We start from the raw sequence: 18,936 nt of genomic DNA on the forward strand, positions 1-18,936 counted from the left end.
GACCCCGCCAACCGGTGGGGTGGGGCGGCGCGACGAAGGAAGGGTTACGGGGGGCCAAGGTGTCACAAGTGGAGAACGTCGTCGGAGACCGGGTGCTGATCGCCGTGCAGGCGGTCAACATCTCGCGGTTGTCGACGCATCCGGTGCCGACGGTCCCCGGCACGCTGATCGTGGTGGCGGGCGCGGGGCCGAAGGACTCCAACGGGGCGGGCAAGTCGTCGTTCATCGCCTCGATCACGGCGCTGCTCGGCGACGAGCAGTGGCGTTTCGCCTCGGGCGCCAAGGCGGTGTCGGAGCTGCTGTTCAACGCCGAGCTCGCCAGCGGGGCGGGCGGCCGCCAGTGGGCGAGCGCTGACCACGGCTACATCGTGGGTGTCTTCGCTCCCCCGGGAATGGACGCCTTCGCCTCCCCGGGCCCGAACGCCAACGCCTCCCTCGACGGCTCCCCGGGCACCGCCCCCGGCGCCTCCCTGGGTACGGACCCGGCCACTCGCTCGGGCGTGAATGTCGTCGCCTCCCTGGGCGCTTCCACGGGCGCGGGCTCCGTCACTTCCCGGGGTGCGGACGCCGTCGCCCCTGCGGGCGCGGGCGCCTCCGAGCGTCCGTACGGGGGCTCTGGCCCGTCCTCGGAGTCTGAGGGCGGGGTGCTGATCAGTGAGACGGCGCCAGGTGAGGGCGGGGAGCTGTTCGAGGTGCCCGACACCTCGGGCGGCGCGCTCACCGTGTGGCTGAGGGTCAACCAGGAGGCGCCCCACCTGGAGATCCGCTGGCGCGAGGGCGTCCACCTGGCGGCGTCCCCGTCGGAGGCCGAACGGGTGGCGCGGGCCGACGAGATCTGGGCGTCGCTGCCCAGGTCGGCCGGCAAGCGTGACGTGGTGGCCCGCGACCTGACCAAGGTCCTCTACGGCGACCGGGTCAGGTGCGTGTCGTTCCTGTCGACGTCCGTACGCAGCAAGGTCGCCACCAACCTGCTCTCCCAGCCGCTCAACGAGATCTCCCCCGAACGCGTCTTCGAGGCCATCGCGGCGCTCACCGGGCTCGACGCCGAGCTCGAGCAGGAGCGCGAGGCCCGCCGCGACGAGCACGCCAAGCGGGTGCGCGCGGCGCAGGCCGCCGACCGGCTGGCCGAGTTCGAGGCCGAGTCGAAGGCGCTGCTGACCACGTTCGACCGCCGTGACCAGGCCAGGGAACGGCTGGCCGAGGCGCTGCGCTGCTGGCGGGGGCGGCAGACCCGCAAGCTGGCCGACGCCGCGTCCCGTGACGAGTCGCTGGCCGCCGACGTCGAACGGCACCGCGCGGCGGGTGAGACGGCGGTCGAGGCGGTCGCCATGGTCCGCGCCGAGATCGCCACCCTGCGGGAGGACACGCTCGACCGGCAGGTGGGCGAGGCGCGCAAGGAGCTGGCGGCGCTGCAGGCGCGGGCGGCCAAGCTCGATGCCGACCGCGCGGTGGCCGAGAACTCCGCCGACGAGCTGCGCGGCCTCATCCCCGCTCTGGAGGAGACCCGCCGTTTCGCCGACGGGCGCGACGTGCCGGCGGCAGAGCAGGAGCTCGCCGCCGAACGCGGGCGGCTCAACGAGGCGCTCAAGGCGCTCGGGGTGGCCGACCAGGAGGTGTCGTCGGCGCAGGCGGCGCTCGACGACGCCGAGGGCGGTCCTGCCGCGGCCCAGCTCAGCGCGCTGGCGGCGGCGGGCATCGGCGCGACGGGCCTGCTCGACGCTCTCGACGTGGCCGAACAGGCCCGCGACGCCGCCCACATCGCCGCCGCCCCCGGAGAACCAGGACGCGAGTCCGCGGCCGACGGGGACGCGGGCGGCTCCGGGCGCGGAAGCGCTGCCCTCGGTGGCGGGTCCGCTGCCGGTGGGGGCGCGGGTGGCGTGGCCGGGCGGGCGTTGGGGGAGGTGCTCAAGGCGCGCTACGGGAAGGCGGCGCAGGGGCAGCGCTTCGCGTTCGGGGAACTGCGGGGCTGGCCCGACGAGCACGCCGTGATCGTCGACGCGTCCCAGCTCGACGCCGCCGCCGCGGCGCTGACAGGGCTGCCAGGGTCCGTGCTGGTCAGCGCGGCAGGGGTGAGCGTCGTAGGGGCGTTCGACGGGGTGGCGACCGGGCGCGAGGCCCGCATCAAGGCGGCCGAGCAGCGGCTCCACCGCGCCAAGGACGCGCAGGAGACGGCCGCGCAGGCCGTCCGCGACGCCGAGGAGGCGGTCGCGGAGGCGCAGCGGCGGCTCGAAGGGGCGCGGGCCGGCGTGCGGCTGGCCGAGCTGCAGGCCAGGCTGGCCGAGCGGCGCGCGAAGCTGGCCGAGCTCCACGCGGCGGTCGAGGAGCTCGCGCCGAAGGTCGCCGAGGCCGAGCGGCTGGCGTCCGCGCTCGACTTCCGGGCCCGTACACGTGACATGGAGATCGAACGCCTGGAGGGCCGCAGGCAGCGGCACGAGGCCGAGCTGGCACAGGCCCGTGACCTGGAGGCGAAGGTCACCGCGGAACGCACGGCGCTGCGGATCGACGCGCTCGCCGCCGACTGGGGCGGGACGGTCGAGACGGCCCGCGAGTGGCTCGCTGCGCTGACCGACGACGACCGGTCGAGGACTGCCGACGAGTGGTGGCGCATCGCCGAACGTCACCTCGACCAGGCGGTGCGCGACACGTTCTCCGAGGAGGAGGCGGAGCTGCCGGAGGAGCTGCGGTTCCTGCTGAGCGAGCGCGAGGGCAGCTCGGCGCGGGAGCAGGCGACGTTCGCGGCGGTGTGCGGGTCGCTGGCGTCCTACCTGCGGGGCCAGGAGGAGTACGAACGCCACCAGCGCCGGCAGATCGAGGCGCAGGTCGTCTCACGGCAGCGCGATCTGGCGGCGGCGGCGCGCGGCGCGGAGGAGGCGGCGCAGTCGACGGCCGTGCACCGGGCGGCGCTCAGCGCGGCGATCAAGGCGCGGCTGACGCGGGTGGCCGAGGAGTTCGACAAGCTCGACACCTCGTACGGCGGTTACGGCGCGACGCTGGAGTTCCCGGTGCCGCCCGCGCCCGCCGACCCGGAGCAGCGCTGGCAGTGGCGGGTGACGCCGAAGTGGCGGCGCGGCGAGGGGCAGGGGTTCGTCCCCTACAACCGGCGGGCCAACACGGCGCTGATGGACGAGAAGGCCGTCAAGCTGGTGTGCGCCGCGGCCATCGCCTCCTCCGGAGGCGGCCACCTGTGCCTGGTGCTCGACGAGCTGGGCCGCAACCTGGGCAAGGAGCACCGCAGGGAGGCGGTGGCGCTGTTCCGGCGGATCGGCGAGACGTACGGGGTCACGGTGATCGGGGCGCTGCAGGACGACATGGAGCCGTACGCGATCGACGCCTGCGGCCAGTACATCAAGCTGCGGCGGTCGTCGGACGCGATGCCGTACAACGAGCCGCCGGTGATCGTCGGGCACGACGACCACGCCGACCGGGTCAGGGCGCTGGCCGAGTACGTCGGCCGCACGTGAGCCGCCCGCGGGGTGCGGCCAGGGTCACCGTGCTGCACCCCCGCGCGCAACGCGACCCACATGACCGTGCCGCACGCCGCGAGGCCCTCGACCCGGATGACCACACCCCGCGCGCAACGCGGCATGGATGACTTGTGCCGCGCCGGCGCCGGATGGCCACCGGGGGTAGCCCCCCGGTGGCCGGGGCTTCAGGTGATCAGGCCGCGTTGGTAGGCGCGGACAAGGCGGCGGGGCACCAGGAGCCGGCGGCCGTTCACCGTGATCGGGACGAGGTCGGGTGCGGCGGCCTTCCACTGGCTGCGGCGGTGGCGGGTGTTGCTGCGCGAGGTCTTGCGCTTGGGTACGGCCATCACCAGCTCGCCTTCCTCACGCCGGGCAGCTCGCCCCGCAGGGCCATCTCGCGGAAGCGCACCCGCGAGAGGCCGAACTTGGTGAGGTGCCCGCGAGGCCGGCCGTCGACGGAGTCGCGGTTGCGTACCCGGGTGGCGCTGGCGTCGCGCGGCTGCCGGGCGAGCTCGCGGACGGCGGCGGCCCGCTCCGCGGGAGCGCCGGTGCGGATGATCTCCTTCAGCTCGGCGCGGCGCCGCGCGTGGCGGGCGACCACGACCTTACGGCGCTCGTTCGCCGCGATCTTGCTCTTCTTGGCCATCAGACCTTCTCTCCTCTGGCGCGGATCCGGACGACGGCCGTCTCGATTCCGATCTTGTCGACGGTCTTGATCGCGCGGGCGCTGAGCGTGAGGCGGACGAAGCGTCCCTCGCTCGGCAGCCAGTAGCGACGCTGCTGGATGTTGGGGTTCCATCGCCGGCGGGTGCGGCGGTGCGAGTGGGAGACGCGGTTGCCGAAGACCGGCCCCACCCCGGTGAGCTGGCAGCGCATCACGGCCTCCCGTAACGCCGGTTGAACCGCTCGACCCGGCCGGCGGTGTCGAGGACGCGGTTGCGTCCGGTGTAGAAGGGGTGGCTCGCCGCGGACACGTCGACGTCGACCACCGGGTAGGTGTTGCCGTCGGTCCATTCGATCGTCTTGTCGCTGGTCATCGTGGACCGGGTGAGGAAGGCGAAGCCGGCGCCCGGGTCGCGGAAGACGACCGGGCGGTAGTCGGGGTGGATGCCCTTCTTCATCGTTCCTCCCTGAAGAGCACGTGCCGGCGGACGACGGGGTCGTACTTGCGAAGAGTCAGCCGGTCTGGAGTGTTCCGGCGGTTCTTCCTGGTCACGTAGGTGTATCCGGTGCCGGCCGTCGAACGGATCTTGATCACGGCGCGCACCTCATTCCTGGGCACAGCGGTTCCTTTCCATCAGGCATACTGTGCCATGATAACGACAACGATTTTCATTCTCGAACCTGGAGGCTAGGTGTCCACTCCTGTCGTCCTTGTCGCGGGCCTGCACGGCACGGCCCGCGCCGCCGCCGTCGATCGGCTGCTGGCCGCGCATCCCCGATCCGTGGCCGTCCACCATGACCTGAGCGAGGTCCGCAGCGGCCGGGTGCTGCGCACTGTTCGTGACGCGACGGGTGTCCTGTCGACGACCGACGTCCGGCTCGCGCACGGCTGCGTCACCTGCACCGTGCGCGAGGACCTGCTCCCCGAGCTGGTCAGGCTGGCGCCCGCGTACTCGGCGCTGGTCGTGGACCTGTGGGACTCGGTGGAGCCGCGTTCGGTCGCCGAGGCCCTCGACTGCGACGAAGCCCGTGACCTTCTGCGGCTCACGGCGGTGCTCACCGCGCTCGACTCCGCCGCACTGCCCGAGGACATCACCCGCGGCGAACGCCTGCGCGAGGTCGGCAAGCCCGCGGCCGCGGGCGACCAGCGCTTCCTGGCCGAGGTGCTGGCCCGGCAGCTCGAGTACGCCACCGACCTGGTGCTGCACGGCGGCGACGAGGACGACCGCGACCTGGCGCGGGCGGTGCTCTCCCATCTCGCCCCGCTCACCCCGGTCCACACCGCCGTCCTGCCCCCGGTCACCGGCGCCGCGCTGTGCACGGCCGAGCTCGGCGAACGGGTCGACCCCGCCACCGCGCAGCTGCCCTGCGACGCCCGTACCGACGACATCGTCACCACCGTGTGGCGCAGCCGCCGCCCGCTGCACCCCGGCCGCCTGTTCGAGGCCGTGGACGAGCTGGTCACCGAGTCCGTACGCTCGCGTGGCCGCTTCTGGCTGGCCGGCCGCCCCGACCGGATGCTGGCCTGGGACGCCGTGGCGGGCGTCATCTCCGTCGAGGACGTGGGGCCGTGGCTGGCCGCGCTCCCCGAAGCGGCCTGGGACCTGGTCTCTCCCGCCCGCCGCCTGGCCGCCTCGCTCGACTGGGACGGCGACTGCGGCGACCGCGTCCAGCACCTCGTCCTCACCGGTCCTGGCCTCGACGCCGACCGGCTGCACCGCCTGCTCGACTCCTGCCTGCTGGCCGACGGCGAACAGCTCGGCCGTCACGACCCGTTCGCAGCCGTTCTCGACCTGAAGGAGACCGCATGAAGATCCGCCGTGCCCCGCGCAGGAAGCGCAACCGGCTCCATGGGGTCGACCACGTCGACTACAAGGACGTCGACCTGCTGCGCACGTTCATCTCCGACCGCGGCAAGATCCGCAGCCGCCGGGTCACCGGCGTCACCGTCCAGCAGCAACGCCGGATCGCATGTGCCGTCAAGAACGCCCGCGAGATGGCACTGCTGCCCTACGTCTCACGTCCCGGCGGGTGAGGGCGCAGAACGCCGGATCTACGGTAATTCTAAGGTTTTCCGACAGTTGTGCTGAGTTACGCCTGATGTCCTGCTGCGCGGAAGGGCCGGTACAGGGCCGGCCCTCGACAGGAATGGAGCACGGATGCGCTTCAGGACTGGACTGCTCACCACCGGACTGGCGATCGGCGTGGTTGTGGGCGTCAGTGGAACGACCGCCGCCTCGGCATCGGCCGCGAGCCTGGCAGGCGGCGCGCCCGCCGTGGCCGCCGCGTGGGCGGACAAGCCGGGCTGCACGGCCAAGCTCGACAAGCGCTTCTCGATCTTCGCCAAGAAAATGGGGGTCTCCGAGAGGCGGCTGAAGGAGGCCCTGGTCGACTTCGAGCAGGACGTGCGGCTCGGGGAGATCAGCCCCGCTGAGGTCAGGCGGCTCGCCCGGAGGCTGGGTGTCAGCCCCGCCGAGACCGGCGCGAATCTCAAGAAGGTGTTCGGCAGTAACGCCAAGCCTTGTCGGCACCTCCCGCCCGCCGACCCGGCCGAAGGCAAGCGGTTCGCCGAGAAGCTGGGGGTGACGCTGGTCGAGGCGGAACGCGTGCTCGACTGGGCGACGAAGCCTGACGGGAGGATCACCGACATCAACCCGCACGACCCCAAGTGCGTCGGCTGGGCCAGGAAACTGCACGTATCGCCGAAACGGCTGGCCGCCGAGCTCGAGGACGTGAAGCTCCTCAGGGAAGCCACGCGATAGCAGGCCGAGCGAAGCCCGGCAGGCGGGGCCGCCCGCCTTGAGCGAAACCGGCACCGGCCCCGCCAGGGCCGTCGAACACGCCGTTCCCGGCCCGGTTTCCAACCGGGCCGGGGCCGTTGACCGTTGCAGGCGACATGGACGGGGGCGACCTGGCGCATCAGCCCACTTCACACTTTCGATACAACGGGCGACGGATACTGGCCATCCTTACCCCACATCCAGTAAGGCACGCCGAGACATGCGATTGCTTGTTGTCGACGATGACGACGCGGTGCGCCGCTCCTTGGCCCATGCGTTGACGCGGGACGGTTACGAGGTGTCCGCCGTCTCCGACGGGGGTTCGGCATTACAGCTGCTCGCCGGATCCCGCCATGACGCGGTGATCCTCGACATCCTGATGCCGGAGCCCAACGGTCTGGAGGTGTGCCGCCGGGTCCGCGAGCGCGGCGACCGCACCCCGATCCTCATGCTGACGGCACGCGACCTGGTGGCCGACCGGGTCGCCGGTCTGGACGCGGGCGCCGACGACTATCTCGTCAAGCCGTTCGAGCTGGCGGAGTTGCGGGCTCGCATGCGCGCCCTGCTACGACGCAGCGGCGCCGTCGAGGACGTCCTGCATTTCGCCGATCTGGAGTTGGACACCGCGGCGTGCCGCGCCCGCCGCGGCGGGCGAACCCTCGACCTCACCAAGACCGAGTACGCGCTGCTGGAGCTGTTCCTGCGCAACCCCAGGAGGGTACTGAGCCGGACGCTGATCTTCGACTCGGTCTGGGGCTACGATTTCGGCCCCTCTTCCAACGCCCTGTGGGTCTATATCAGTTATCTGCGTTCCAAGCTGGAAAGCGGAGGAGATGCCCGGCTGATCCAGACTGTGCGCGGGCTGGGATATGTCCTGCGGGAACACGAATGAGCCTGCGCAACCGAGTAGCTCTGGCCGGCGGTGCGGTGGTGTTCAGCACGCTCTTCATCGCCTCGATGGTGCTGTACCTGTGGCAGGGGGCCAACCTGAGGAGCCAGCATGACAGTGATCTGGTCGCCGCCGTCGCGCAGACACCGGAACTCCTGAAGGCGTTCAAGCAGAAGCGCTATCCTCCTTCCGCGGTGGTGAGCGTCGGCGCCATCTGGCTGCAGCTTCCGCTGAAGGGCGTCGAGGGAAACAGCAGCGGTTTCATCCCGGTTTCCAGCCGCGATGTCGCGGTGGCGGCGAGAAAGACGCCGCCCTATCTTCAGGATGTCGAGCACGACGGGGTTCGTTACCGCGTCTACACCGCCCCGTATCCGGGGCCGGACGGCTCGCTGGTGCGGGCGGCCGTACCCGTCTCGGTGATCGACGCGGCCCTGGACCGGCTGTGGACCCTCCTCAGCATGATCACTGTCGCCGGTGGCGTGCTGGCGGCGACCGGCGCACGTCTCGCGGCGGGTGCGGTGCTCCGGCCGGTGCGTCGGCTGACCGAGGCCGTGGAGCACGTCACCACGACACAGGACCTTTCCGCACGGGTCAAGGCCGACGGAAAGGACGAGATCGCTCGCCTGGCACGGTCGTTCTCCTCGATGATGGCCGCGGTCGAGGAGTCGGTCCGTACGCAGCGGCAACTGGTCGCCGACGCCTCCCATGAGCTGCGAACCCCGCTGACCAGCCTCAACACCAACCTGGAGTTGCTCAACGAGAAGGACGGGCTGACCGACCCCGATGCCCCCGCGCTGGTCGACGACGCACGCCGGCAGGCAGAGGAGCTGAAAGGACTGGTCAACGACCTCATCGACCTCGGCAGATACGGCCACACCGCGACCCACACCGAGGACACCCGGCTCGATCTGCTGGCCGAAGGCGTCCTCGCCCGCGCCGACCGCCGGGCCTCACACGTACGTTTCTCCGCCGAGCTGGCTCCATGCCTGGTGCACGCCGACCCGGACGCGGTGGAACGGGCGGTGGGCAATCTGGTGGACAACGCGGTGAAGTGGAGCCCGGCCGGCGGCCGCATCCACGTCCGGGTGGAGGCGGGCGGCACCGTCTCGGTGACCGACCAGGGGCCCGGCATCCCCGCCGCGGATCTGCCCTACATCTTCGACCGCTTCTATCGCTCTCCGGCCGCCCGCTCCATGCCCGGCTCCGGGTTGGGGCTCGCGATCGTCCGCCAGGTCGCCGAGACCCACGGCGGCACCGTCGCCGCCGAGCCGCTGGAACGTGGAGTGAGGCTGCGCATGTCCCTCCCGCCGATACGGTGAGCGATGGCGGTGCCGGGGTTCGAGGCGGCGTCCCGGCGGGTGCGGGTTCAGAACGACAGCAGTTCGAAAGCGCCGACCGGGCGGAAGCCGATGCGGCGGTAGAGCGACTCACCCGCGGGCGTCGAGGTGAGAGCGGCCGTGCGCACGCCCCGGGCGCGGGCCAGGTCGAGCGCGGCGGCGGTCATGGCGGCGCCGATGCCGCGACGGCGGTGCTCGGGCTGCGTGCCGACGAAGTACAGCGTGAGCACCTCGCGGCTGAACCAGGCGACGGCCGTGCCGGCGACGCGGCCGTCGTCGAGGCGGCCGGCCAGCCTGACGACCGTGCCGTCTGCCGCGAAGGCCTTCTCCCGTTCGAGCACGGCGGCCACGCCGTCAGGGACGACGCCCGACACCCGGGCGTAGGCAGGGACGAACTCCTCCAGGTCGGTGGTCTCCTCGACGCGCAGCCCGGCTGGCGTCGGCGGGGTGGCCGTCTCCTCGACCGCCACCGCCATGATCGGCATGCGGGCGACTCGGACGGCGCCGAGCGACACGAGCGCGTCCGCGGTGCCGGCGTCGCTGTCGGGGCCCGCCCACCAGATCCGGGGCAGGCCGTCGAGGCGGTCGCGGGCCTCGGCGAGCGCGTCCCGCGGGTCGCGCCCGCTCAGCCGCAGCACCCCGTTGAGCGACGCGTGCGGCACCTCGCTGCGGTAGGTCACCAGGTCGCCGGCCGCGCCGCTGCCGACGTCCCAGCCAAGAAGGTACGCGCGGTGCGCGGCAAGCAACGTGTCTGTAGATTCCACCCGGAAGATACTAACCAGGCATAAATCATGACACCGCGCCGGGCTTCGCCCCGCCCACGCGCGGCAGCCGATAACACGTTGCCGTTGCTGCGGGCCTCTTCCTACGGTCGCTTCCGTGACAGTTACCTACGAGTGGCGAGGCCACTTCGACAACGCGGCGATCAACGCCCTGCACGCGGAGGGCTTCGGCCATGCGCCCTTGAAGGACGACTGGTGGGCCCAGGTCAACCGGCACAGCCTCGGCTGGGTCTGCGCCACCGAGAACGGCGAACTCGTCGGCTTCGTCAACGTGGCGTGGGACGGCGCCGCCCACGCCTTCATCCTCGACACCCTCGTGGCCGACAGCGCCCGGCACCGCGGCATCGGCACCGAACTCATCGCCGTCGCCAGCAGAGAGGCCCGCGCCGCCAGGTGCGAATGGCTCCACGTCGACTTCGACAAAGACCTGAAACCCTCCTACTTCGACACCTGCGGCTTCGAGCCGACACCCGCCGGCCTCATCGCCCTGTAGCCAGGCGCAACCCTGCGACCTGAGGCAGGCAAGATCAGCCAACCACCTTCACCTGCAACTCCACCCAGGCGTCACGACACTGACAGCCCTCGTCCGTCATCGGCCGATACTCGGGAAAGGTCGCCTTTCCTCGCCCGACCTCACGCCCGGACCGATCACGGACGGCGGCTTCCATCGTCACGCGTGAATAGTCTTCAGCGCTTCCCGGCAGCGAGACGGTGAAGACCGGCGCCGCCCAGGCGCCTTCCTCGCATGGACTCCGCCCGTCGCACAGCTCATAGGTGCTCCCCGCCGCCACTGACTGGTCCGCGGTGAGTTGCACCCTGTTCCCGGGGCAGGGCCCGCACATGACGGAGGCGCCGCCGCAACCGGCGAGCAGTGCGACGGTGGCCGTGATCACCGTGAGCAGCGCGGGTGTGGAGGAGGGTGGCACGGAGATCAGGTTTGCTCCTTGCGCTGGACAGGTGGGAGTCGTCATGGCGGCCCTGGATCAGAGGGCCGCGCCGGTGTCGATGTCTGCCTCCGGGCAGGAGCGGAGGACGACGTCCGAAGTCTGCTTGCCGAGGTGGACGATGGTGTTGTCGTGGAAGTGGATTCCGCTGGTGCTTCGGGCGTCGAGGGCGGGGACGTCGTCCAGGACGAAGTGGTTGGCCTGGACGGTCACCCCGCTGTGTACGGGTTGCTCGCGGACCGCGTTGCGCGGGTCGAGGAAGATCGCCGGGCCGCCCGGCTCGATGAAGTCGTTGTCGCGGATCGTCAGGTCGCGTACCGGGCCCGACTCCCACCACTCGGCGGCGTCGCACGAGACGTAGACCCCGGCCATGCCGGTGCGTTCGAACCGGTTGCCCGCGATCTCGATCGGGCGCCGGGTCGTCACCAGGACGCCGCGCGTGGGGACGTTGCGGAAGACGTTGCCCACGATCCGCACGGCCGGCGTCCTGGTGGCGTTCTCCACGGCGGCGCGGCCGGCGAGGCCGGACGGCAGCGCGTCCTCGACCGTCACCGCCATCGTGCGCAGCGGCAGGTCGTGGTCGCGCCCGCTCGGCTGCCGCACGCTCACCACCGTGGTCGTGGCGATCACCTGGAGGGTGGCGCGGTCGACGACCTCGACCTGGTCGCCGGGCGAGAACTGCGGGAAGCCCGCCGTCTCCGCGTGCGGGTACTCGAGGGCGAGCGTACGGTCGTCCGGCTGGGCGGTGACCCGCAGGTAGCAGCCGTGCACGTTGATCGGGTCGTCGTGCGGCCCGTCGAAGAGGCAGTCGCGGACGGACACCAGCCCCGAACAGCCGGAGAACTGCAGGAAGTCAGCGAAACCGGCGCTGTGCCGTCCGGTGCCCGGGGGTGTCACGAACTCGCACTCCTCGACGGTGACGTCCCGGCTGTTCTGCCCGACCACGCCGAATCCGTGCAGGTAGCGGAACCGTACCCGCGAGAGGGTCACGTCGGAGCTGTCGAGGACGAGCCCGCCGGGGTGGTCGCGGGTGGTCTGCCGCATGGCGTAGACGAGCCCCCGGTCGGCGGGCTCCTCGGCGTGCTCGTAGTCGATCCGCAGGTCGCGCTCCCCCACCCGCCTGATCGCGTGGACGCGCTCGAACAGCGGGTTCGGGCCGCGCCACGTCCGTCCGGCGACGGGGTCGTGGATCTGCGTGTACTCCAGCGCGTCCAGCCCGGACCAGGCGAGCGCGCCGGAGCCGAGCGTCTCCCCGTGCCAGCGGACCGACGTGCCCTCGACGGAGAACAGGGTGGCCGCCGGCACCCGGAGGAGGCGGTAGGCCCGGCCCGCCTCGACGCCCACGTCCACCACGGTGGCGTCGACGACCGTCGGCACGGCGTGGTCGAACTCGAGCCCCTCGACGCGTATCCGCCGCGAGTCGATGACGGCGAAGGTCGTCTGCAGGCCGTGCAGGACGAGCCGGGCGCCCTCCCCCGAGATCACGAGGTCGGCGGCCGCCTCCACGAGCAGCCCGATCGACTTGTCGCGGTGCCGCGGGTCGTCCCCCGTGGTGTTGGAGACGTACAGCTCGCGCCGGTGCGCCGCGTCGGGCCACAGGTGGTAGTCGCCCGGCGGGAAGCGGAGCGTCACCGGCCCGGCATCGGCGCGGGCGGCGCGCAACGCCGCCCGCACCGCGGGCGCGGCGTCGGTGCCGGGCCGGTCGGGGAGCACCCCGAAGTCGGTGACGTCGAGCAGCCTGGCCACGGAAGTCCTCTCTTGGCGAGGCGCCCGGCCCCGGGGGCCGGGCGCCGCGTCACTTGCCGGCCTTGTACTTGTCGTACGCCTGCTGGTTCAGTTCCAGGTAGCGCTTCATGCCGACGCCGTCGAGCCCCTGGACGAAGGCGTCCCACTCGGTGTCGATGTTCTTCGACCCGGTGATGAAGCCCAGCTGGTACTGGGTGACGTAGCTGTCGAGGTTGGTCTTCAGGGTCGCGAGCTCGGCGGCGTTCGCCGGGTCGGTCCAGACCGACGTCGTCGGGAAGACCTGCGCCTTGTCCTCGTGGCCCTCGTACAGCTTCGTCGCCTCGAACAGCCGCCGCTCGTAGCCCGCCTCGGAGTAGACGTCCTTGGGGACGACCTGCGCGTTGCGGAAGGCGAGCGTGTTGTTGTACTGCGCGAGCGCGTCCCAGGAGGTGTTCTTCGGCTTCTCGGCGCCGGGGACCGTCTTGTACATGGGCGTGGCGTTCTCGTCCAGCGCGATGTCGCCGCTCTCGGGCTTCTTCCAGCCGACGCCCTCGGGGCCGGCCCACGTCTGGAGCTGCCCCTCGTCGGTGTAGATGTAGTCGAGCATCTTGATCGCGGCGAGCTGCGCCTCCTTGCCGGCCTTGTTGGTCAGCATGAACGCGAAGCCGTTGCCGGAGCTCGGGTACTGCAGGCCGGTGTAGCTCTTGCCGCCGGGCCCGGTCAGCGGCGGCACAGCGTCGTACTGCTTGTCACGGCCGTCCTCGGCGCCCAGGTGGCCGAAGATGCCGGGGTGCAGCACAGGTGACGAGCCGATCGTGACGGCCTTCGGGTTGTCGCCGATGGCCTGCAGCGCGTCCGCGTTCTGGGTGAACGAGGCCGGGTCGATCAGGCCGTCCTTGTAGAGGGAGGCGATGTACGTGAGACCCTCACGCCAGGCGTCCTTGTCGACCGGCGTGTCCACCTTGTCGCCGTTCAGCACCAGTAACCCTCTGACGCCGTTGTTCGTGCCGACCGGGCTGTAGGCGAACGCGCTCATCAGGTACGGCAGCAGGGTGCTGTTCGCGACGGCGGTGGTCATCGGGATCTCGTCGGCCTCGCCGTTGCCGTTCGGGTCCTGCGTCTTGAACGCCTTGAGGACGGTACGCAGGTCCTCGGTGGTCTTCGGCATCTCCAGGTTGAGCTTCTTGAGCCACGCGGTGTTGATCCAGAGCTTGTCCGGATAGGTGCAGTGGTAGCAGTCGGCCCACTGCGGCAGCGCGTAGATGTGACCGTCGGGCGCGGTCGCCATCTCCTTCAGCGCCGGGATGGAGTCGAGCGCCTTCTGGATGTTCGGCGCGTGCTCCTTGATCAGCGTCTCCAGCGGCACCGCGACGCCCTGCTGGCCCAGCTTCAGCACCTCGGCCTGGCTGAAGGAGTCGACCCACGGGATCAGGAAGAACATGTCCGGGTAGTCGCCGCTGGCGAGCGCGACCTGGCGCTTCTCCCTGGCCGGTCCGGCGTCGTACGTGGTGGTCTGCCAGCGGAACTGGATCTTGAACTTGTCGCTGACGAACTTGGTGACGGTGTTCGTGTCGAGGTTCGTGTCGGGGTCGGCCGGCGAGAACGTGTCGATGACGATCTTCCCGTCGGCGGTGAGCTCGGGCTCGGCGCCCTCGCCGTTCGTGCCGGAGCTGCAGCCCGCGACGACCATTGCCGTGGCGACCGTCAGCGCGGCCACCTTCTTCCTGGTGGAGCGCATTCTCATGGTTCCTTCCATCGTGAGTTGCGGTCAGCCCTTGACGGCGCCGACCATCACGCCCTTGGTGAAGTGGCGGGCAACGAACGGGTACATGATCAAGACGGGCAGGCTCGACACCACGATGAGCGCATATTTCAGGACGTTGGCGAGCTGCTGCTGTTCCATCTGCTGCGCCAGGTCCACGGCGCCGCCGCTGCCCTGGCCCAGGATGAGCATGTTCCTGAGGACGATCTGCAGCGGGTAGAGATCGGGGTCCTTGAGGTAGATCAGGGCGTCGAAGTACGTGTTCCACTGGGCGATCGTGTACATCAGCGCGAGCACGGCCAGCAGCGGCTTCGACAGCGGCAGCACCACCGACCAGAGGTAGCGCAGCTCGCCGGCGCCGTCGAGCGTCGCCGCCTCGTGCAGCTCATCGGGCAGGTTCGCGAAGAACGTACGGGCGATGATCACCTGCCAGACGCCGATCGCGTTGGGGATCAGCAGCGACCAGCGGGTGTTCAGCAGCCCGAGGTCCTGCACCACCATGTACGTCGGGATCAGGCCGCCCGAGAAGAGCATGGTGAAGAGCAGGCCGGTCATCAGCACGTTGCGGCCGAAGAACCGCTTGCGCGACAGCGGGTAGGCGATGGCGACCGTCAGCGTGAGGCTGATCAAGGTGCCGGCGACCGCGTAGATGAGCGAGTTGTAGTACCCCATGAGGAGCTGCGGGTTCCTCAGCGCCTCCTCGTACGCGCGCAGCGAGAAATCGACCGGCCAGAAGCTCACCTGGCCCGCGGAGACCGCGCTCGCGCTGCTGAACGAGCTCGCCACGATGTAGATCAACGGCAGGAGCACCAGCGCGAGCACGATCGCCAGCATGATCACGACGATGACGAGGAACACCCGGTCGCCGAACGGTTCGCGGATCCTCCCGCGTCGCGACGACTTGAAGAACGTCGTGGCGCTCATCCCCACAGTCCCTTCCCGGTGATCCGCTTGGCGGCGAAGTTGACGAACAGCAGCAGGCAGAGGTTGACCACCGAGTTGAACAGCCCCACGGCGGTCGCCATGCTGAAGTCGGCGTTGACCAGGCCGGTCTTGTAGACGTACGTGGCGATGATCTCCGACTGCTCCAGGTTGAGGTTGTTCTGCAGCAGGTACGCCTTCTCGAACCCGATCGCCATGAGGTTCCCGACCCCGAGGATCAGGATGATCACCGCGGTGGGCATGATCCCGGGCAGGTCGACGTGCCAGATCCGTTGCATCCGGCCGGCGCCGTCGATCTTGGCGGCCTCGTGCAGCGCCGGGTCGATGCCGGCCAGGGCGGCCATGTAGATGACCGCGGAGTAGCCCGTCGTCTGCCACACGTCGGACCAGACGTAGATGTGCCGGAAGTAGTCGGGGTCACCGAGAAAGTCGATCGCCGGGATCCCGAACAGGCCGATCGCGTCGTTCACGATGCCGAGCCGCGGCGACAGGATGAGGATCGTCATCGAGACCACCACGACGGTGGAGATGAAGTACGGCGCGTACGTGACCAGCTGCACCGTGCGCTTGAACCAGCCGCCCCGGATCTCGTTCAGCGCGAGGGCCAGCAGGATCGGGATCGGGAAGCTCGCCAGCACCAGGTAGAACGCCAGCATGAAGGTGTTCTTCAGCAGCGTGCCGAAGACCGGGTTGGCGAAGAACCGCTCGAAGTGCTCGAACCCGACCCACTCGCTGCCCCACGGCCCGTCGATGATGTTGTAGTTCTTGAACGCGATGACGGCGTTGCTGATCGGGACGTACTTGAAGATGACGAAGTACGCCACCGGCACGATCACCAGCAGGTACAGCTGCCAGTGCCGCCGCCAGGACCGCCGCGCCTCGTCCCAGCGGCCGCGCCAGAACCCCGCGGGCGCGGGACGGTCCCCGTCGGCCGGGACCGGAGCGCTCGGGCGCTCCGTGGTCGTCACCTGGCTCACGTACGGCTCCCTCGGGACGTGCGGGACCTCTCGGTCGGGACCTCTGCGGTCAGGGCCGCCTCCAGGCGGACCTCCTCGCCGGCGGCGACGGCCGTCTCGACGGTCGTCGCGCCCCAGCGGACCCGCGCGGTCCTGACGCCGGAGGTGTGGGCGCCGCGCACCGTCGCCGACGTGAGCCGGCCGCGCTCCCAGGCGAGGTCGACGATCCACCCGCCGCGGCAGCGGACCCCTCGGACGGAGCCGTCGGGCCACGTCTCGGGGAGGGCGGGGAGCAGGCGGATGACGCCGCCGTGGCTCTGCACGACCATCTCCAGGACGGCCGCCATGAGCCCGAAGTTGCCGTCCATCTGGAACGGCGGGCCGCTGCTGAAGAGGTTGGGCAGCAGCCCGCCCCACTGGGGGCCGCCGGGGTCGGGTGTGAACGGGCGGGTCGCCTCCAGCAGCAGGTCACGGGCCGTTCCCGCGTGGCCGAGCCGCGCCCGCAGCGCGATCTTCCAGGCCCACGACCAGCCCATGACGCCGTTGCCGCGTCCGTCGAGGGAGCGCGCCGCGGCCTCGGCGAGCTCGGGCGTGCGTTCTGGGTCGATCTGGTCGAGCGGGTAGAGGCCCGCCAGGTGGGAGAGGTGACGGTGGGCGGGGTCCTGCTCGGGGAGGTCCTCGGCCCATTCCAGCAGGCGGCCGTCGCGGGTCAGCCCCGGTGGTCGCAGCCGCGGCAGCGCGGCCCGGATCTCCGTGCAGACGGGGTCGTCCTGCGTTCCCAGGAGCTCGGCCGCGTCGAGGAGGTTCGTGAACAGCGCGCGGATGAGCGCGATGTCCATGGCCGTCGAGTACGTCAGGGCGGCCGTGGCGCCCTCGCCGGTGAGGAACAGGTTCTCCGGCGACGTCGACGGGATCGTCTCGAGGTGGCCGGTGCCGATGTCGACCAGCCAGTCGAGGCAGAACTCCGCGCAGCCGCGCATCAGCGGCCAGCCTCTTTCGCGCAGGAAGCCGAGGTCCTGGTCGTACTGGTAGCGGTCCCAGACGTGCTGGGTCAGCCAGACGCCGCCCATCATCCAGTTCGCCCACGACGGGTTGCCGTGCCCCATGCCGACCGGTAACGCCCATCCCCATACGTCGGTGTTGTGGTGCGTGACCCAGCCTCGCGTGCCGTAGAGCCGCAGGCTCACCTCACGGCCGTTGTCGGCGAGCCGGTCCAGCAGGTCGAACAGGGGTTCGTGGCACTCGCTGAGGCCGGCGCTCTCGGCGCCCCAGTAGTTCATCTGGGTGTTGATGTTGACCGTGTAGTTCGACGACCACGCGGGGCGCAGGTCGTCGTTCCACAGGCCCTGCAGGTTGGCGGGCGGGCCGCCGGGGCGGGAGGCGGAGGCGAGCAGGTAGCGGCCGAGCTGGAAGATCACCGTCGCGACGAGCCGCTCGTCGGCGCCGTTCAGCAGGTCGCGCTGGACGTCCACGGTGCCGGCGCGGCGGTCGCCGATCGCGAGGCGGGTGGCGCCGAGCAGGGCGCGCAGGTCGGCCTCGTGCGCCGGCAGCAGCTTGTCGGCGCCCGCGGACGCGGCGGAGGCGGCCAGGTGCGCGGCCGCGTCGAGCCGCTCCTGCCGGTCGGCGGATGCCGGGCGGCCCGCCCACGCGTCGGCCGCGCCGGTGGCGCTCGACACGGTCATCAGCGCGTACGTCGCCCCGCTGACCTGCCAGGCCTCGCCGGAGACGGTCACCTCTCCGTCGGTGTCGACATGGACGGCGGCCGCGGCGAACGGGTCGTAGCCGCCGGTCGCGCCCTGCGCGTAGCGCAGCGGCTCGGCGACGTCCTTCTCGTGCAGGGGCGCGCCGTCGACCGGAACCTCGACGCCCAGCACGAGCCCGGCACGGTCGGCCGCGCGGTGCACGACCCGCAGCTGCGAGGACATCTCCACACCGAGGTCGACCGTGCCGCCCTCGACGGTGACCCAGACGCAGAGCGCCTGCGCCGGCCTGCTCGCCCAGGTGTGCCGCTCGACGCGGCGGTCGCCGAGCGTGATCTCCTCGCTCACCACGCCCGTGTCGAGGTTCAGCGTCCTGCCCCGGTAGGCCGCCCCTGGGCCGGCGTCCAGCGACATCCACACGTCGACGAACGGTAGGTACTCCTGGCTGTAGCGGCCCTGGAACGACTTCGCGAGGGCCTCGGCCCGCCGGTGGTCGCCCGCGCGGATCGCGGTACGCAGGTCGGCGAGCCGGTCGGGGCCCGCGCCACCGGCGAGCACCTCGGCCAGACCGGCCGCCGGGCCGTCCGGGGTGCCCGACCAGACGGTCGCGTCGTTGACCTGGAAGCGGCTGCGGTCGACGCCGCCGAACACCATCGCGCCCAGCCGGCCGTTGCCGACCGCCGCCGCCTCGGACCAGCTTCCGGCCGGTCGGGGCCAGGACAGGACCAGGTCGTCGGCCCTGCGGCCGACTCGTGAGTGGGGGGTGGGAAGCATCGTCCGCACTGCTCCTTACGGGATGGATGACGCCCGGCGGCCCGCCCGCCGAAGCGTCTGCGAGAGCGTCGCGGCAACGCCCTCGCTGATGCGCAGATCACCGGCTCGGCGCGGCACACGCTCGCGCGCGTGCCCACATGGACGCCTAGGTCTTGTACGTCGTGCCGTCCTGGGCGGCGACGAGAAGTCCGATGAATCGGCCCGGCGGTCGACCGTTC

General features: G+C 71.1%; 19 protein-coding genes. 7 read left to right on the plus strand and 12 right to left on the minus strand.

Going from position 1 to position 18,936, the window contains the following annotated elements:
• Positions 1–59 precede the first annotated feature (59 nt).
• On the plus strand, positions 60–3,461 hold the full coding sequence (locus BLR04_RS40520) for a coiled-coil domain-containing protein (protein ID WP_425413434.1): 3,402 nt from the start codon (positions 60–62) through the stop codon (positions 3,459–3,461).
• A gap of 188 nt (positions 3,462–3,649) precedes the next feature.
• Here the strand turns inward: BLR04_RS40520 and rpmF are convergent, their stop codons facing one another.
• Genes rpmF through rpmG form a run of 5 tightly spaced genes read right to left on the minus strand, consistent with a single transcriptional unit; the run spans position 3,650 to position 4,746 of the window.
• Positions 3,650–3,811, minus strand: a complete 162-nt coding sequence (gene rpmF / locus BLR04_RS10450; protein ID WP_090762129.1) for a 50S ribosomal protein L32 — start codon at positions 3,809–3,811, stop codon at positions 3,650–3,652.
• Positions 3,811–4,110: a 30S ribosomal protein S14 gene (gene rpsN, locus BLR04_RS10455; protein ID WP_090762131.1), complete on the minus strand. Its 300-nt coding sequence runs from the start codon at positions 4,108–4,110 to the stop codon at positions 3,811–3,813. Before rpsN ends, rpmF begins: the two co-directional genes overlap by 1 nt.
• A complete protein-coding gene (gene rpmB / locus BLR04_RS10460) occupies positions 4,110–4,340 on the minus strand; it encodes a 50S ribosomal protein L28 (protein WP_090762133.1) in 231 nt (76 codons plus the stop codon). The genes rpsN and rpmB overlap by 1 nt, the downstream gene beginning before the upstream one ends.
• Positions 4,340–4,585 (minus strand): type B 50S ribosomal protein L31, encoded by a 246-nt coding sequence (locus BLR04_RS10465; protein WP_090762135.1) that lies wholly within the window; start codon positions 4,583–4,585, stop codon positions 4,340–4,342. The genes rpmB and BLR04_RS10465 overlap by 1 nt, the downstream gene beginning before the upstream one ends.
• Positions 4,582–4,746, minus strand: a complete 165-nt coding sequence (rpmG, locus tag BLR04_RS10470; protein ID WP_090762137.1) for a 50S ribosomal protein L33 — start codon at positions 4,744–4,746, stop codon at positions 4,582–4,584. The genes BLR04_RS10465 and rpmG overlap by 4 nt, the downstream gene beginning before the upstream one ends.
• 73 nt (positions 4,747–4,819) lie before the next feature.
• Here rpmG and BLR04_RS10475 point away from each other — a divergent pair, with 73 nt between their 5' ends.
• From BLR04_RS10475 to BLR04_RS10495, 5 genes are all read left to right on the plus strand, one after another.
• Positions 4,820–5,938: a CobW family GTP-binding protein gene (locus tag BLR04_RS10475; RefSeq protein WP_090762139.1), complete on the plus strand. Its 1,119-nt coding sequence runs from the start codon at positions 4,820–4,822 to the stop codon at positions 5,936–5,938.
• On the plus strand, positions 5,935–6,162 hold the full coding sequence (gene rpsR / locus BLR04_RS10480; protein WP_090762141.1) for a 30S ribosomal protein S18: 228 nt from the start codon (positions 5,935–5,937) through the stop codon (positions 6,160–6,162). Before BLR04_RS10475 ends, rpsR begins: the two co-directional genes overlap by 4 nt.
• Positions 6,163–6,286: 124 nt before the next feature.
• Entirely contained in the window at positions 6,287–6,889 is a 603-nt protein-coding gene (locus BLR04_RS10485; protein ID WP_090762143.1) for a hypothetical protein, read from the plus strand.
• A gap of 238 nt (positions 6,890–7,127) precedes the next feature.
• Complete coding sequence (locus BLR04_RS10490) at positions 7,128–7,799, plus strand: response regulator transcription factor (protein WP_090762145.1); 672 nt, start codon at positions 7,128–7,130, stop codon at positions 7,797–7,799.
• Positions 7,796–9,115: a HAMP domain-containing sensor histidine kinase gene (locus tag BLR04_RS10495; RefSeq protein WP_090762147.1), complete on the plus strand. Its 1,320-nt coding sequence runs from the start codon at positions 7,796–7,798 to the stop codon at positions 9,113–9,115. Before BLR04_RS10490 ends, BLR04_RS10495 begins: the two co-directional genes overlap by 4 nt.
• 47 nt (positions 9,116–9,162) lie before the next feature.
• On the opposite strand, the gene BLR04_RS41265 is transcribed toward BLR04_RS10495, so the two are convergent.
• Positions 9,163–9,897, minus strand: coding sequence for a GNAT family N-acetyltransferase (locus BLR04_RS41265; protein ID WP_218128805.1), 735 nt, complete (start codon positions 9,895–9,897; stop codon positions 9,163–9,165).
• Between the two features lie 115 nt (positions 9,898–10,012).
• Between BLR04_RS41265 and BLR04_RS10505 the strand changes: the two genes are divergently transcribed.
• The gene (locus BLR04_RS10505) at positions 10,013–10,408 is read left to right on the plus strand and encodes a GNAT family N-acetyltransferase (RefSeq protein WP_090762149.1); all 396 of its coding nucleotides are present in this window, start codon (positions 10,013–10,015) and stop codon (positions 10,406–10,408) included.
• Between the two features lie 34 nt (positions 10,409–10,442).
• Here BLR04_RS10505 and BLR04_RS10510 read toward each other — a convergent pair whose 3' ends face one another.
• The 6 genes from BLR04_RS10510 to BLR04_RS10535 are packed head-to-tail and all read right to left on the minus strand — an operon-like array spanning position 10,443 to position 18,718.
• Entirely contained in the window at positions 10,443–10,886 is a 444-nt protein-coding gene (locus BLR04_RS10510) for a hypothetical protein (protein WP_143022006.1), read from the minus strand.
• A gap of 12 nt (positions 10,887–10,898) precedes the next feature.
• Positions 10,899–12,605, minus strand: a complete 1,707-nt coding sequence (locus tag BLR04_RS10515; RefSeq protein WP_090762153.1) for a right-handed parallel beta-helix repeat-containing protein — start codon at positions 12,603–12,605, stop codon at positions 10,899–10,901.
• Between the two features lie 49 nt (positions 12,606–12,654).
• Positions 12,655–14,328, minus strand: a complete 1,674-nt coding sequence (locus BLR04_RS10520; protein WP_218128806.1) for a type 2 periplasmic-binding domain-containing protein — start codon at positions 14,326–14,328, stop codon at positions 12,655–12,657.
• A gap of 24 nt (positions 14,329–14,352) precedes the next feature.
• Positions 14,353–15,270 (minus strand): carbohydrate ABC transporter permease, encoded by a 918-nt coding sequence (locus BLR04_RS10525; protein WP_090762157.1) that lies wholly within the window; start codon positions 15,268–15,270, stop codon positions 14,353–14,355.
• On the minus strand, positions 15,267–16,265 hold the full coding sequence (locus BLR04_RS10530) for an ABC transporter permease (RefSeq protein ID WP_218128807.1): 999 nt from the start codon (positions 16,263–16,265) through the stop codon (positions 15,267–15,269). Before BLR04_RS10530 ends, BLR04_RS10525 begins: the two co-directional genes overlap by 4 nt.
• Positions 16,262–18,718 carry a glycosyl hydrolase family 95 catalytic domain-containing protein gene (locus BLR04_RS10535; protein WP_090762159.1) on the minus strand — a complete coding sequence of 819 codons (2,457 nt, stop codon included), beginning with the start codon at positions 18,716–18,718 and terminating at the stop codon, positions 16,262–16,264. Before BLR04_RS10535 ends, BLR04_RS10530 begins: the two co-directional genes overlap by 4 nt.
• Positions 18,719–18,936 lie beyond the last annotated feature (218 nt).

It is taken from the genome of Nonomuraea maritima, from assembly GCF_900100395.1.
GTDB lineage: Bacteria > Actinomycetota > Actinomycetes > Streptosporangiales > Streptosporangiaceae > Nonomuraea > Nonomuraea maritima.